General features: G+C 57.1%; 14 protein-coding genes. 13 read left to right on the forward strand and 1 reads right to left on the reverse strand.

Annotated elements, in window-relative coordinates:
* The 10 genes from Q7T06_RS04125 to lpxC all read left to right on the forward strand — a co-directional run.
* Positions 1-436, forward strand: a 436-nt coding sequence (locus Q7T06_RS04125) for a glutamate ligase domain-containing protein (RefSeq protein WP_304780645.1), incomplete at its 5' end; no start/stop codon positions are given.
* Positions 433-1641, forward strand: a complete 1209-nt coding sequence (ftsW, locus tag Q7T06_RS04130) for a putative lipid II flippase FtsW (protein ID WP_370652339.1) — start codon at positions 433-435, stop codon at positions 1639-1641. The genes Q7T06_RS04125 and ftsW, both read left to right, overlap by 4 nt.
* Positions 1638-2714, forward strand: coding sequence for an undecaprenyldiphospho-muramoylpentapeptide beta-N-acetylglucosaminyltransferase (murG, locus tag Q7T06_RS04135; protein WP_304780648.1), 1077 nt, complete (start codon positions 1638-1640; stop codon positions 2712-2714). The genes ftsW and murG overlap by 4 nt, the downstream gene beginning before the upstream one ends.
* A 106-nt stretch (positions 2715-2820) precedes the next feature.
* On the forward strand, positions 2821-4218 hold the full coding sequence (gene murC / locus Q7T06_RS04140; RefSeq protein ID WP_304780651.1) for a UDP-N-acetylmuramate--L-alanine ligase: 1398 nt from the start codon (positions 2821-2823) through the stop codon (positions 4216-4218).
* A gap of 14 nt (positions 4219-4232) precedes the next feature.
* Positions 4233-5219, forward strand: coding sequence for a D-alanine--D-alanine ligase (locus tag Q7T06_RS04145; protein ID WP_304780654.1), 987 nt, complete (start codon positions 4233-4235; stop codon positions 5217-5219).
* A 7-nt stretch (positions 5220-5226) separates the two neighbouring features.
* A complete protein-coding gene (locus Q7T06_RS04150) occupies positions 5227-5994 on the forward strand; it encodes a cell division protein FtsQ/DivIB (RefSeq protein WP_304780657.1) in 768 nt (255 codons plus the stop codon).
* 10 nt (positions 5995-6004) lie between these two features.
* Complete coding sequence (gene ftsA / locus Q7T06_RS04155; RefSeq protein WP_304780660.1) at positions 6005-7237, forward strand: cell division protein FtsA; 1233 nt, start codon at positions 6005-6007, stop codon at positions 7235-7237.
* Positions 7238-7373: 136 nt separating this feature from the next.
* The gene (ftsZ, locus tag Q7T06_RS04160; protein WP_304780663.1) at positions 7374-8558 is read left to right on the forward strand and encodes a cell division protein FtsZ; all 1185 of its coding nucleotides are present in this window, start codon (positions 7374-7376) and stop codon (positions 8556-8558) included.
* 152 nt (positions 8559-8710) lie between these two features.
* The gene (locus Q7T06_RS04165; protein ID WP_304780667.1) at positions 8711-9214 is read left to right on the forward strand and encodes a peroxiredoxin; all 504 of its coding nucleotides are present in this window, start codon (positions 8711-8713) and stop codon (positions 9212-9214) included.
* A 179-nt stretch (positions 9215-9393) separates the two neighbouring features.
* Positions 9394-10329, forward strand: coding sequence for a UDP-3-O-acyl-N-acetylglucosamine deacetylase (gene lpxC, locus Q7T06_RS04170; RefSeq protein ID WP_304780671.1), 936 nt, complete (start codon positions 9394-9396; stop codon positions 10327-10329).
* Between the two features lie 50 nt (positions 10330-10379).
* Here the strand turns inward: lpxC and Q7T06_RS04175 are convergent, their stop codons facing one another.
* A complete protein-coding gene (locus Q7T06_RS04175) occupies positions 10380-10880 on the reverse strand; it encodes a DciA family protein (RefSeq protein ID WP_304780674.1) in 501 nt (166 codons plus the stop codon).
* 48 nt (positions 10881-10928) lie between these two features.
* Between Q7T06_RS04175 and Q7T06_RS04180 the strand changes: the two genes are divergently transcribed.
* The 3 genes from Q7T06_RS04180 to Q7T06_RS04190 all read left to right on the forward strand — a co-directional run.
* Positions 10929-11882: a M23 family metallopeptidase gene (locus Q7T06_RS04180; protein WP_304780677.1), complete on the forward strand. Its 954-nt coding sequence runs from the start codon at positions 10929-10931 to the stop codon at positions 11880-11882.
* Between the two features lie 237 nt (positions 11883-12119).
* The gene (gene secA, locus Q7T06_RS04185; RefSeq protein WP_304780680.1) at positions 12120-14882 is read left to right on the forward strand and encodes a preprotein translocase subunit SecA; all 2763 of its coding nucleotides are present in this window, start codon (positions 12120-12122) and stop codon (positions 14880-14882) included.
* Between the two features lie 167 nt (positions 14883-15049).
* Positions 15050-15882 (forward strand): bifunctional ornithine acetyltransferase/N-acetylglutamate synthase (locus Q7T06_RS04190; RefSeq protein ID WP_304780683.1); only part of this gene is annotated, 833 nt, incomplete at its 3' end.

The following is a 15882-nucleotide window of genomic DNA, read 5'->3' on the forward strand; positions in this document are numbered from 1 at the left end:
GGCGACCATCGGCAGCGTCGGCTACTACGACGACAGCAAGGGCACCAATGTCGGCGCGACCGCGGCTGCGCTGAACGGCATGGGCTCCATGTCCGGCGGCCGCCTGGTCCTGATCGCCGGCGGCGATGGCAAAGGCCAGGATTTTTCTCCGCTGCGCGAGCCCGTTGCACGTTACGTGCGCGACGTCGTGCTGATCGGACGCGATGGCCCGGCCATTGGCGCGGCGCTGGATGGCTCGGGCGTTCCGGTGCATTCCTGCCAGAGCCTGGAAGAGGCAGTCGACAAGGCGGCATCCCTGGCCCAGCCGGGAGACGCCGTGCTGATGTCGCCGGCCTGCGCCAGCTATGACATGTTCCGCAGCTACCTGCACCGGGCGGAAGTGTTCGTCGACGCAGTGCGGGAACTCGGCTTGTCGCGCGGGGAGGTGACCGGATGAAATTCCTTTCCGCATTGCTGCCAGGCGCCGGGATCCCCGGCCAGGTGCACGTCCAGTCCCAGCGCTCGCGCATGATGGAATATGACCAGCCCCTGGTCTGGGTCACCGTGTTGCTGATGCTGTTCGGCATGGTGATGGTCTATTCGGCGTCGATCGCGCTGCCGGATTCGCCGAAATACGCAGGCTACAAGAGCACCCATTTCCTGATGCGCCAGGCAATCTTCATCGTTGTGGCCCTGTTCGCCAGCCTGGTGGCGTTCCGGATCCCGGTCAAGACCTGGCAAAAGATGGCGCCCTATCTGATCGTCCTGACCCTGGTCCTGCTGGTGCTGGTGCTGGTCCCGGGCGTGGGCAAGGGCGTCAACGGTGCCCGCCGCTGGCTGTCGTTCAAATTCATGAATGTGCAGCCCTCGGAGCTGATGAAGCTGTTCGTCGTGCTGTATGCCGCTGACTACACCGTGCGCAAGCAGCAGTTCATGCACAAGCTGACCAAAGGCTTCATGCCGATGACTGCCGCAATCGGCTTCGTCGGCTTGCTGCTGCTGCTGGAGCCGGACCTCGGCGCATTCGGCGTGATCGTCTGCATTGCCATGGGCATCCTGTTCCTGGGCGGGATCAACGGCATCTGGTTCGGCGGCATCGGCGCTACCCTGGTCGGCATATTCACCATGGTGATCGTGCTCTCTCCATGGCGGCGAGAACGCATCTTCGCCTATCTCAATCCGTGGCAGGAAGAAAATGCACTGGGCAAGGCCTACCAGCTTTCGCATTCGCTGATCGCGTTCGGACGCGGGGAAATATTCGGCGTCGGGCTGGGCGGCAGCGTCGAGAAACTCCACTACCTGCCGGAAGCGCATACCGATTTCCTGCTGGCGGTGATAGGCGAAGAGCTCGGATTCGTCGGCGTGCTGGTGGTGGTGACCCTGTTTTACTGGATTATCAAGCGCGCATTTGAAATCGGCCGTCAGGCGATTGCGATCGATTTGACCTTTGCCGGCCTGGTGGCCAAAGGCATCGGAATATGGATAGGCGTGCAAGCCTTCATCAATATGGGCGTCAATCTCGGCTTGCTGCCAACCAAGGGCTTGACCCTGCCGCTGATGAGTTATGGCGGCTCGGGCGTATTGATCAATTGCGTAGGTCTGGCGATTCTGTTGCGCATTGATTACGAGAACAGAGTGTTGATGAGAGGCGGCCGCATATGAAAAAGCTGCTGATCATGGCGGCCGGCACTGGCGGTCACATCTTCCCGGGTCTGGCGATTGCACAAACGATGCAGGCCCGCGGCTGGCAAGTGAGCTGGCTGGGTACCGAGCATGGGATGGAGCGCGACCTGGTGCCGAAGGCCGGCATCGCGATGGATACGATTTCGTTTGCCGGGTTGCGCGGCAAGGGCTGGCGTCATAGCGTGAGCGGCGTGTTGCGTTTGCTGGCCAGTTTTTCTACTTGCTATTCGATATTGAGGCGTCGCAATCCCGGCATCGTGCTGGGCATGGGTGGTTACGTGACAGTGCCGGGCGGCTGGATGGCAAGGTTGCGCAGCGTGCCGCTGGTATTGCTGAATGCAGATGCGGCATTGCTGCTGTCGAACAAGGCATTGACGCCGATAGCAGAGCGCGTGCTGTTCGGTTTCCCGGCAGATTTCGGCAGCGCTGCCGGCAAAGCCCTGGTGACAGGCAATCCGGTGCGCCAGGAAATCAGCGCATTGACGCCGCCGGCGCAGCGCTACGCGCAGCACAGCGGCGCGCTGAAAATATTGGTCGTTGGCGGCAGTCTCGGTGCGCAAGCCTTGAACGAGGTCTTGCCGGCAGCACTGGCCTTGATTCCTGCTGCACACAGACCGGTTGTCACGCACCAATCGGGCAAAAAGAATATAGATGCATTGCGCAGCAATTATGCGCATGCAAATGTGGATGCTGAAGTGGTTGATTTTATCAATGACATGCCGCGTCGCTATGCGGATGCCGATCTGGTGATATGCCGTGCCGGTGCGATTACGGTTTCTGAATTGACGGCGGCTGGCGTGGCCAGTGTGCTGGTGCCCTTGCTGGTATCGACGACCACGCATCAGCGCGACAACGCGCGCTGGATGGAACAAAAACAGGCAGCGATACATATGCCGCAAAGCGAATTAAGCGCGCAGCGTCTGGCGGATCTGCTGCAAGACATGACGCGCGAGAAATGCACAAAGATGGCTGAGGCAGCGTATGCAAACGGCCGCCGCGATGCGAATGCTGCTATCGCCGATGTACTTGAAAAGTTAGTGAAGATCGTATGAAACATAAAGTCAAAAATATCTATTGCGCAGGCATAGGCGGCAAGCCGCGTGGTCACGTGGCGCTTGTCAATTTGGGCGCATGCCGCGCCGCCAGCGAGTAAAGAACATGAAACATAAAGTCAAAAATATCCATTTCGTAGGCATAGGCGGCAGCGGCATGAGCGGCATCGCCGAAGTGTTGCTGAACCTCGGCTATGTGATTTCGGGCTCCGATCTGGGCAGTAATGCAGCAACAAAACGGCTGAGCAAGCTGGGCGCAAAAGTCACGCTCGGCCATGCCGCCGAGAATATAGAAAAAGCCGATGCGATCGTCACCTCGACTGCCGTCAAGGAAGACAATCCGGAAGTGATGGCGGCGCGGGAAAAACATATTCCTATCGTGCCGCGCGCCGTCATGCTGGCCGAGTTGATGCGCCTGAAGCGTGGCATCGCGATTGCCGGCACACATGGCAAAACCACGACGACCAGCCTGGTGGCCAGCATACTGGCTGAGGGCGGCCTGGATCCGACTTTCGTGATTGGCGGTTTGTTGAATAGCGCAGGCGCCAATGCCAAGCTCGGCACCGGCGAATTCATCGTGGCTGAAGCCGATGAATCGGATGCCTCGTTCCTGAATCTGTCGCCGGTGATAGAAGTCATCACGAATATCGATGCCGATCATATGGAAACGTATGAGCACGATTTCGAAAAACTCAAGCAGGCTTTCGTCGAATTCACGCAGCGCCTGCCGTTTTACGGCGTGGCCGTCTTGTGTCTAGACGATGCGAATGTACGTTCCATCATGCCGCGCATTTCCAAGCTGATCACGACTTATGGTTTTCATGAAGAAGCTGAAGTGCGCGCGATTGATGCGAAAGCAGTCGATGGTCTGATGCAGTTCACGGTAATTCAGGAGGGCTACGCGCCCATGAATGTGAGCCTGAACCAGCCCGGCATGCACAACGTACAAAACGCCTGTGCCGCGATTGCGATTGCGCGAGAACTCGGTGTCGACGACAAGGCGACGCAAAAAGCGCTGACGGAATTCAATGGTGTCGGCCGGCGCTTCACGCGCTACGGCGAAATAAACATCCCGGATGTCAACGGCCAGCCTGCCGGCACGTTTGCTCTGGTGGACGATTATGGTCATCACCCGGTGGAAACCGCGGCGACGATAGCGGCGGCGCGCGGCGCCTATCCGGGACGCCGCCTGGTGCTGGCATTCCAGCCGCATCGCTATACGCGTACGCGCGATCTGTTCGAGGATTTCGTCAAGGTGCTGTCGACGACCGACATGCTGTTGCTGGCTGAAGTGTATGCCGCCGGCGAGCCGCCTATCGTCGCTGCCGATGGCCGCACGCTGGCGCATGCCTTGCGCGTGGCCGGCAAGGTCGATCCGGTGTTTGTCGAGCTGATCGCCGATATGCCTGCGACCATATTGAACGTCATCAAGGATGGCGATGTTTTGATTACGATGGGCGCCGGCTCGATCAGCGGCGTGCCGGCAAAGTTAATGCAATTGTGAGTGCAACCCCAGACATGACTACACAGAATTTAAAACAGGAATTCGGCAAGGTCGGCGTGCTGTTCGGCGGTCGTTCTGCCGAGCGTGAAGTCTCGCTGATGTCGGGCCAGGGCGTGCTGGCTGCGCTGCAGGGCAAGGGCATAGACGCGCATCCGTTTGATCCGGCCGAGCGCAGCCTGGCTGAACTGGCAGCAGAAAAATTCGACCGCGTATTCATCGCGTTGCACGGCAGCTATGGTGAAGACGGCACCTTGCAGGGCGCGCTGGAGCAATTGCGCATTCCATACACTGGTCCCGGTGTAATGGCATCGTCGATCGCGATGGACAAGGTAATGACCAAGCGCATCTGCCTGAGTGCAGGCGTGCCGACACCGAAATTTGCCGTGCTGGATGCAGGGCAGACGAGTGCGGATCAGTTGCAATCGGTCGCTAGGGAATTCGGCCTGCCGCTGATGCTGAAGGCGCCGCACGAAGGATCGACGATAGGCATCGCCAAGGTGGAAGATGCGAATGGCATGCAGGCCGGTTTCGATCTGTGCGCAAAGTATGACGACGTGGTGCTGGTCGAGCAGTTCGTCAAGGGCCGTGAGCTGACGGTGCCGGTGATAGGCAGCGGCCGCAATGTGCGTGCCTTGCCCATCGTCGAGATACGCGCACCGCAAGGCAATTACGATTACCAGCACAAGTATTTCAGCAACGATACCCAGTACCTGTGCCCGGCGCCGCTGGATGAAGAATTTACCAGGCGCATACAGGCGCTGGCTGTCAGTGCATTCAAGGCAGTGGGTTGCACCGGCTGGTCGCGCGTCGATTTCATGGTGCGTGAATCGGACCATGAACCGTTTCTGCTGGAGATCAATACTTCGCCCGGCATGACCAGCCATTCGCTGGTGCCGATGTCGGCCAAGGTTGCCGGTACCGGCTATGAAGATTTGTGTGTCGAGATTTTGCGTTTGGCAAAACTTGAATTGAAACCGTCGCAACACAGCAAGGCTGATTGATAACACCATGTGGCAAGACATCAAAATGCTGAATGCAACTGCCAACGCCTTGTTCGGGCTGGTTGCACTCGCGCTGATTTCTGCCTGCCTGTGGTGGGTGGCGCAGCGGCCTTACTTTACGTTGAAAGTGATCCGGATCGAAGGCGCGGAACAGATGCAGTTGCGCCACATCAATCCGCTCACGGTGCGCAGTGCGGCCCTGTCGCGCATCAAGGGAAATTTTTTTACTGCGAATCTGGATGTGGTGCGCCAGGCCTTCGAATCGGTGCCGTGGGTGCGCAAGGCTACCGTGCGGCGTGAATGGCCGAACCAGCTGACAGTCACGCTGGAAGAACATGCGCCGCTCGGCACCTGGGGTGAAGACGGACGCCTGTTGTCGACCAAGGGCGATGTGTTCACGGTCAATCTGGCTGAAGCCGAAGAAGATGCCGAACTGCTGGCGTTCAACGGCCCGTTAGGCAGTGAAAAGGAAGTGGTCGCCCGGCTGGCTGATTTGAATGCATGGTTTGCGCCGATGAATGTGAGTGCAGAAGGGTTGTATCTGTCGGGGCGCTATGCGTGGACAGTCAAGTTGAGTAACGGCGTGACAGTGGAATTGGGCAGGGAGAAAAGCAGTGCGACCTTGAAGGAACGTGTGGAACGGCTGGTGGGAATTTATCCGCAGCTGGTCGCACGCTTGCAGGACAGGATAGAAAGTGTGGATATGCGTTATCCGAATGGTCTGGCCCTGAAGGCGCAGGGTCTGCACATCGGATCAGAGAGTACAAAAAAGTAAGCGGGAAAATATGACAAAAGACGCAAAAAACCTGATCGTCGGTCTCGACATCGGCACCTCCAAAGTAGTCGCCGTGGTGGCAGAAGTATTGCCGAACGGTCGACATGAAGTGATCGGTCTGGGCCAGCACGAATCCAGGGGCTTGAAAAAAGGGGTGGTCGTCAATATCGAGGCAACCGTTGAATCCATACAGCGCGCGCTGGAAGAAGCCGAGTTGATGGCCGATTGCAAGATACGCAATGTGTATACCGGCATCGCCGGCAATCACATCCGCAGCTTCAATTCCAGCGGCATGGTTGCGATCAAGGACAAGGAAGTTACCGCGGCGGACGTGGCGCGCGTGATCGAAACGGCCAAGGCCGTCAACATCCCGACCGACCAGCAATTGCTGCATACGGTGCCGCAGGAATTTATTGTCGACAATCAGGAAGATGTGCGCGAACCAATCGGCATGAGCGGCATCCGACTCGAGGTGAAAGTGCACATCGTCACCGGCGCCGTGTCTGCCGTACAGAACATCGTCAAATGCATACGCCGTTGCGGCCTTGAAGTATCGGACCTGATCCTGCAACCGATGGCGTCTGCCGATGCAGTGCTGACGGCCGATGAAAAGGAACTTGGCGTGGTGCTGATCGATATCGGCGGCGGCACGACGGACGTGGCGATCTTCACTGAAGGTGCGATACGCCACACCGCCGTGATCCCGATAGCCGGCGACCAGATCACCAACGATATCGCGATGGCAGTGCGTACGCCGACGGCGGAAGCGGAAGAAATCAAGCTGCGTTACGGCATGGCCAAGCAGGTGCTGGCCGATCCGGGCGAAACGCTGGAAGTGCCGGGCCTCGGCGATCGCGGCACGCGCACCCTGTCGCGCCAGTCGCTGGCGGCGGTGATCGAGCCGCGTATCGAAGAACTGTTTTCGCTGGTGCATCAGGTCGTGCGCGAATCAGGTTACGAAGAAGTGCTGTCGTCCGGCATCGTGCTGACCGGCGGTACGTCGATGATGCCCGGCATGGTGGAGCTGGCAGAAGATATTTTCTTGAAGCCTGCGCGTTTGGGTACGCCCGAATACAACGGTCAGTTGGCAGATGTGGTGCGTAGTCCGCGGTATGCAACCGTGTTGGGTTTGTTGCTTGAAGCGAAAAAGCAGTATTTGCGTGGAAATATCGTCGCGCGCCAGGATGGATCGGGGACGGCAATTTTGCGTCGCATGAAGGAATGGTTTTTGGGTAATTTTTAAGCTTGCTTGATTTTGAATTTGTATTTGATTTTGTTTTTTTAATTTAATTTTGTCTTAACCCGCAGTTGGCAGTTGCTAGTCGTCACATCGCGTGAGGCCTAGCCACTGGAAACTGCAACTTCTTTAAGGAAATATCATGGAAATCGATATGCTCGAAAATGTGGCACAGGGAACCGTGATCAAAGTGGTTGGCGTTGGTGGTGCTGGTGGCAACGCTGTACAACACATGATCAACCGGGGCGTCTCCGGCGTCGAATTCATCGTCGCCAATACCGATGCGCAAGCATTGCAACTGTCGAAGGCACATAACGTCATTCAAATCGGTGAAACCGGTCTGGGTGCAGGGATGAAGCCGGCAGTGGGCCGTCAGCTGGCAGAAGAAACGCGTCCGCGTATCGAAGATGCATTGCGCGGCGCACACATGGTCTTCATCGCAGCCGGCATGGGCGGCGGCACCGGTACCGGCGCCGCACCTATCATTGCGCAAATCGCGCGTGAACAAGGTGCGTTGACGGTAGCGGTGGTTTCCAAGCCATTCTCGTACGAAGGCAAGAAATGCATGGACATCGCAGACGAAGGTCTGGAAGCGCTGGGCCAGCACGTCGATTCACTGATCATCATCCTGAATGAAAAACTCGAAGAGATCTATGAGGACGACAGCATGATCGAATGGCTGCAACATGCCGATGACGTGCTCAACAATGCCGTGGCCGGTATTGCGGAAATCATCAATGTGCCTGGCCATATCAACGTCGACTTCAATGACGTCAAGACGATCATGGGCGAACAAGGCAAGGCGATGATGGGAACTGCAACCGCGCATGGCGTTGATCGCGCCCGCATCGCAGCCGAGCAGGCAGTTGCTTCGCCTTTGCTCGATGGTATCGATTTGTCCGGCGCGCGCGGCGTGCTGGTCAATGTGACCGCCAGCCGTGGCCTCAAGGGCAAGGAAATCAAGGAAGTCATGGCCACCGTGCGCGCTTTCGCTGCACCCGATGCCTCGATCGCGCAAGGTATCGCATACGACGACGAAATGGGCGACGATATACGCGTGACCGTGGTCGCGACCGGCCTGGGTCGTGCGCGTAAAGGCGTGCAACTGGTGCAAACACCGATGTTGCGTACCGGCACCCACAATGAACCGATGATGGCCAATACCGGCATGCTGCAAGGCAGCGCGCAGGCGTCGCCATCGTTCGACGGTTTGAAGGCGCCGGCAGTATGGCGTCGCGAATCGGCATCCGATACGGTGCGCGCGCTGGAAAAGAACGGCATGGAAACCTACGACATCCCGGCCTTTTTGCGCAAGCAGGCTGACTGATCCTTGTCCCGGGTTTTGCCGCTCGCACGCAGGTGGATGGACTGGGATTGTCCGCCCATCTGCAAGAACCGGCAGAACAAGGCATACTTCGGCTCTTACGCCGCGCCACGTGCGCGGCGTTTTCCAATCAAAACTAATCAAAGGAATTCACAATGACGATCAAAATTGGTGACCAGCTGCCAGAAGCGCGGCTCGCAGAATACATAGATGTAGCTACCGAAGGCTGTTCAGTCGGCCCGGCAAAAGTCATGGTGCACGAAGCCACCAAAGGCAAGAAAATCGCAATCTTCGCAGTACCGGGCGCATTTACGCCTACCTGCTCCGCAGAGCACGCGCCAGCCTATATCAAACTGGCTGATCAATTCAAAGCCAAGGGCGTGGATGAAATCTGGTGCATCTCGGTTAACGATCCATTCGTTATGGGCGCATGGGGCCGCGATCAAAAAGCAGTCGGCAAGGTACGTTTCATCGCTGACGGCAGCGGTACCTTCACCAAGGCACTCGGTCTGGAATTCGATTTGACCAAGGGCGGCCTGGGCGTGCGTTCGCAACGTTACTCGATGCTGGTTGAAGACGGCGTCGTCAAGCAATTGAATGTAGAAGACAGCGGCCATCTGGAAGTGTCGACAGCAGAAAAACTGCTGGAACAAATTTAAGAGTGCCTGTTTTGCCAGTTCGATGAAAAACGGCGCCATGTGCGCCGTTTTTCATTTTTCACAAGCGCATCGATGCTGCCGTTTATGCCGCGCAACCAGCTCTTCATAGCTGTTGTTTTAAGTGCAATATGCGGCGCGGTCCAGAGCGTGTTTCAGGTTTTGATTGCTATAATCGTACGATGCTTAAACAACGCACCATCAAACAAACAGTCAAGTCGGTAGGCGTAGGCCTGCATTCCGGTACCAAGGTGGAATTGACGCTGCGTCCCGCTCCCGCCGATACCGGGATAGTCTTTTACCGCGTCGATCTCGATCCCGTGGTGGAGCTTCCCGCGCAGGCGACAATGGTTGGCGATACGCGCATGGCGTCTACGCTGCAGAAAGACGGCGCCAAGGTTTCCACGGTCGAGCACCTGATGTCGGCCTGCGCAGGTCTCGGGATAGACAACCTCTATGTCGATCTGACGGCGGAAGAAGTGCCGATCATGGATGGTTCTGCATCGTCATTTGTATTCCTGCTGCAGCAAGCCGGCTTGCACGAACAGGAAGCTGCCAAAAAATTCATACGCATCAAGAAGACGGTGGAAGTGCGCCACGGCAGCGGCGAGCGTGAAATCTGGGCGCGCCTTGAACCTTATGAAGGCTTCAAGCTCAAGTTCTTCATCGAGTTCAACCATCCTGCCGTCGATGGCACTGGCCAGACTGCGGAAATCGATTTCAGCCTTGAATCGTATGTAAAGGATATCGCGCGCGCGCGTACCTTCGGCTTCATGCAGGATATGGAAACCCTGCGCGGTCTCGGCTTGATCCGCGGCGGCTCGCTGGAAAACGCAATCGTGATGGATGAGTACCGCATCCTCAATACCGATGGCCTGCGTTATGACAATGAATTCGTGCGGCACAAGATACTGGATGCGATAGGCGACCTGTACCTGGTCGGCCATCCCTTGATTGCCAGTTACGACGCGCACAAATCGGGCCACATGCTGAACAACCTTTTGGTGCGTGCCTTGCTGGAGCAACCCGATGCGTATGAAATTGTCACGTTTGACAAGGTGGAATCCGCACCCAGGGACTATGTGCGGCAGGTCGAGCTGGAGTGGGCGCTGAGCTGATTCAGCCGGCCGCTGCGTCAGCGATTGCTACGTTCAGCCCTGCGGCACATTCATTCCGCGCGGCGATGACGCTGCATCATCAGTGCGACGGCCGCCTTCAATGCCTGGTTGCGCGGCGAGTCTTCGAGCGTGGTGCTGAGTTCGGCGAAGGCTGAAAGTGCCTGGCTGGGCAGCACCAATGGCGTGGAAGCTGTTGATTTTACAAGCGTTTTGCTGACTTGCACTTTAAGGCGGATTGAATTAACCTGCCATCCCCGCTGCAGCAATTCGTCTTGCAATTTCGGCAATTGCTGCTTCAGCCTCGCAGCCAGCGCAGCATTCGGTATGGACAGGACCAGCTGGTCCGCCTCGAACTGCAAGACAGCGCAATGTATAAACATGGCAGGGAGGGCTGCCGCACAATCTTTTTGCAGTGCGGCCATGCGATTGATGGACGGTAGCAGCGCAGCCATCTTGTCGTGGGAGCGTAAAAATTCCGCAGCACCCTTCGCATTTTTTTGGGAAGTGGTGCTTTGCTTGAAGGGGATAAATGAGGATGGTCGCATCGTCATGAAACCTTATCACACCTCGCCATCGACCGGCGAGAACAGGGAGTCGCGATGCAGATTATTTTGTTGCACCCTCGCTTTACCCATGCGAAATCGATCACGCTGACGCACAGGCATCTGATCCTGGGTATCGTCGGTTTCGTCGTGACGGCGCTGTTGCTGGCCTCCCTTCTTTTTTACCTCGTATTCAATAACGCGGCAATCATGCCATCCCCGTTTCGCAACCTGATGGTGGTCGCCTCGCAAGGCGATGAAACGCAAAAAGAAAAATTCCTGAAAGAAAACCTCGCCTTGATGGCGCGCCGACTCGGCGAGATGCAGGCGCAATTGATGCGCCTCGATGCATTGGGCGAGCGGGTGCAGGGTTTGGCTGGCGTCAAGCCGACCGAGTTCAACTTCCGTGAATTGCCCGGACGCGGTGGCGCAGACCCGATGGATGGCACCAGCAGCCGCGATTTGACGATGTCCGAGTTCAAGGCTTTGCTCGATGCGATGTCGCATGATCTCGAGCGTCGCGCCGATTACATGAATGTCGTCGAGTCGACACTGATGAGCGACAAGATCAAATCCAAGCTTTTGCCGACGATACAGCCTGTCAACGTCAGCTATAACGCGTCGACCTTCGGTCGGCGGCTGGATCCATTCTCGGGCCGCAGCGCCATGCATGAAGGCATCGATTTCGCCTCGCCGGTCGGCACGCCTATCGTCGCCGCGGCCGGAGGCGTCGTGACGGTAGCGGAATTTCATCCGCAATACGGCAACATGATGGAAATCGATCATGGCAACGACATCATCACCCGCTATGCGCATACTTCACGCTTGCTGATGCAGGTCGGCGATATCGTGCGACGCGGCCAGCATATTGCCGATATCGGCACCACCGGCCGCTCCACCGGACCGCATCTGCACTTCGAGGTGCGCGTCAAGGGGATAGCGCAGGATCCGCACAAATTCCTGGTGGCTGGCGCGAATCAAGCCAAGGCCCGTGTGCTGGCGGCCAAATAGGCTGTCGCGGCTACGGCGCAGGGGAATTTTCCTGGATCACCGCGCAAAATCGGGCCTGAATGGGGCGGATCAGCACGGCTTTCAACAACTAGCTATTGTTTCCTGACTGATAAGCCCTATATGCCGGGAAGCACATGATAAAATCCACACTTTAGCCCAAGCCCAATTCGACGTTTTCCATGTGGATGACGCCAGCTGTATCGGATTGTTTCAAGGCGCCTTTTTTAGAATCCAAGCATGTCATTACTGACCCAGATTTTCGGTAGCCGCAACCAGCGCTTACTCAAGCAATACCAGAAAACCGTTCGCGACATCAATGCCCTCGAACCGGCGCTGGAACAATTATCAGATGAAGCGCTGCAGGGCAAGACGCCGGAATTCAAGGCGCGTCTTGCGAATGGCGAAAAAATCGATGACATCCTGCCGGAAGCCTTCGCCGTCTGTCGCGAAGCCAGCAAGCGCGTCTTGAAGATGCGTCACTTCGATGTGCAGCTGATCGGCGGCATGGCGCTGCATTACGGAAAAATCGCGGAGATGGGTACGGGCGAAGGCAAAACCCTGATGGCCACGCTGCCGACTTACCTGAATGCACTGGTGGGCAAAGGCGTGCACGTCGTGACCGTCAATGATTATCTGGCGCAGCGCGATGCCGAATGGATGGGCACCCTGTACGGCTGGCTGGGATTGAGCACCGGCGTCAACATGTCGCAGATCGATCACGATGCCAAGCAGATCGCCTATAACGCCGACATCACCTACGGCACCAATAACGAATTCGGCTTCGATTACCTGCGCGACAACATGGTCTACGACATCGCCGATCGCGTGCAGCGCGATTTGCATTTTGCCGTCGTCGATGAAGTCGATTCGATCCTGATCGATGAAGCGCGTACGCCGCTGATCATTTCAGGGCAGGCTGAAAATCATACCGAGCTGTATCACAAGATCAATGAATTGCCGCCGTTGCTGAGTCTGCAGATCGGCGAAGAAACGCCGGATGGCAAAGGTACGGTTGAAGTCCCTGGCGATTACACCAAGGATGAGAAATCCCATCAAGTATTGCTGACCGAAGCCGGCCATGAAAAAGCCGAGCAGATACTGACCAGCATGGGCTTGCTGCCGGAAGGCGCCTCGCTGTATGACGCGGCCAACATTTCGCTGATCCATCATTTGTACGCTGCGCTGCGCGCGCACACGCTGTATCACAAGGATCAGCACTACGTGGTGCAGAACGATGAAGTGGTGATCGTCGATGAATTTACCGGTCGCCTGATGACAGGTCGCCGCTGGTCCGATGGCTTGCACCAGGCTGTCGAAGCCAAGGAGCATGTACGGATCCAGAACGAGAACCAGACGCTGGCATCGATCACGTTCCAGAATTATTTCCGCATGTACGGCAAGCTGTCCGGCATGACCGGTACGGCGGACACCGAAGCTTACGAATTCCAGGAAATCTACGGCCTCGAAACCGTGGTGATTCCGCAAAACCGTCCGAACCAGCGCAAGGACCGTCAGGATCAAGTCTACAAGTCGTCGGAAGAAAAATACGGCGCGATGCTGAAGGACATACAGGATTGCTACGAACGTGGCCAGCCGGTACTGGTCGGCACCACGTCGATTGAAAATTCCGAAATGCTGTCCGGCATTTTGACCAAGGCCAAGTTGCCGCACAGCGTGTTGAACGCCAAGCAGCATGCGCGTGAAGCGGAAATCATTGCGCAGGCTGGCCGTCCGAAGGCAATCACGATTGCCACCAATATGGCCGGTCGCGGTACCGATATCGTGTTGGGCGGCAATGTCGCCAAGCAAGTGCAGATCATCGAAGCCAATCCTGACTTGAGCGATGCCGACAAGGCGGCGCAGGCGCAGAAACTGCGTGACGAATGGCAGTCGCTGCACGACCACGTGGTTGCTGCTGGCGGCTTGCACATCATAGGCACCGAGCGTCACGAATCGCGTCGCGTCGACAACCAGTTGCGTGGCCGTTCCGGACGCCAGGGTGATCCTGGTTCATCACGTTTCTATCTGTCGCTGGACGACGCTTTGCTGCGCATTTTTGCCGGCGACCGCGTGCGCGCGATCATGGACCGCCTGAAAATGCCGGAAGGCGAGCCTATCGAAGCGGGCATAGTCTCACGCTCGATAGAATCGGCGCAACGCAAGGTGGAAGCGCGCAACTTCGACATACGCAAGCAATTGCTCGAATACGATGACGTCGCCAACGATCAGCGCAAGGTCATCTATCAGCAGCGCAATGAATTGCTTGAAACCCAGGATGTATCCGAACTGATTACTTCCTTGCGCCAGGGCGTATTCACCGATCTGTTCCGCACTTACGTGCCCGAGCAATCGATGGAAGAGCAATGGGATTTGAAAGCGCTGGACGAGGTCTTGCGTAGTGAGTGGCAAGTCGAGTTCTCGCTGGCTGAGGTGCTGGAAGCCGAGCCGAACGTGACGGACGAGGAATTGCTCGAACGTTTGCTGACCGTAACCGACGAGGCATATGCCGAGAAGATCAATGTCGTCGGCAAGGAATCATTCGCCGGCTTCGAGCGCGGCGTGATGTTGCAGGCGGTGGATTCGCATTGGCGCGAGCACCTTGCTGCGCTGGACCATCTGCGTCAGGGCATACATCTGCGCGGCTACGCACAAAAGAATCCGAAACAGGAATACAAGCGTGAAGCATTCGAGCTGTTTGGCCAGATGCTGAACCTGATCAAGGATGAAGTCGTCAAGATCGTGATGACGGTGCGCATACAATCGCGCGAAGAAATCGATGCGGCAGAAGCGCAGTTGTCACAGCCGCATGTGGAAAACGTGCATTACCAGCATGCTGATTTCGATGCAGATGCGGCGCCGGAAGAATTGCTGGCACCGACTGCACTCGCCAGCGAGTCGACTCAGCCGCAAAGCCATGCAGTGCCGAAAGTCGGCCGCAACGATCCATGCCCTTGCGGCAGCGGCAAGAAATACAAGCAGTGTCATGGTCGTCTGGCTTAAAGTCGAACTCCAGCGTTGAAAAGTAAAGGGCGGGTGGGTTTATATCTCACCCGCCCTTTTGCTTGCGTGCCCCATCTGCAGCTGTCCATGCGCGGCTTTGCGTCTGCATCACAGCCTATACGTTTACAATATCGATCTGTTTTCCAACCTTACATAGAAGAATTGCCATGGCCGTCAATCTCCCTCTGCCCATCCCTGAAAACCTGACCGCGGTAGCCGGCATCGAACTCGGCCATGCTGAAGCCGGCATACGCAAGGCCAACCGTAAGGATGTACTGGTGATGAAGCTGGCGCCGACTGCCACGGTGGCCGGCGTATTCACGAAAAACCGTTTTTGCGCGGCACCGGTGCAAGTCTGCAAGGAGCATCTGGCTGGCTTGCACGCAGGCGCACCGATACGCGCACTGGTGATCAATACCGGCAATGCGAATGCCGGTACCGGCGAAAGCGGCCTGGCGCATGCGCATCAAACCTGTGCCGCATTGGCGACGTTGTTAGGGTGCGATGCAGCGCAAATACTGCCGTTTTCCACCGGCGTGATCCTGGAGCCCTTGCCGGTAGACAGGCTCGTGGCTGGATTGCCGCAAGCGATCGCCAATTTGCAAGCTGATAATTGGCACAACGCTGCATTGGCGATCATGACTACCGATACGCAGCCGAAAGCGGCATCGCGCCAGGTCCAGATCAATGGCCAGACGATTACGCTGACCGGCATCAGCAAGGGCGCCGGCATGATCAAGCCGAACATGGCGACCATGCTGGGCTTCATGGCAACCGATGCCAAAGTCGCGCAGCCGGTGCTAGAGCACATGGTCAAGCAGGTGGCGGATCGCTCGTTCAACTGCATCACTATCGATGGCGATACCTCGACCAACGATTCCTTCATCGTGATTGCAACAGGCACTGCGGCGCTGGAAGTCACGGCGATCGATACGCCGGAATACGAAGCCCTGGCGGCAGCGGTGCTGGATCTGTCGCAGGAACTGGCGCAAATGATAGT

It is taken from the genome of Herminiimonas sp. (assembly GCF_030645555.1).
Classification (GTDB): domain Bacteria; phylum Pseudomonadota; class Gammaproteobacteria; order Burkholderiales; family Burkholderiaceae_D; genus Oxalicibacterium.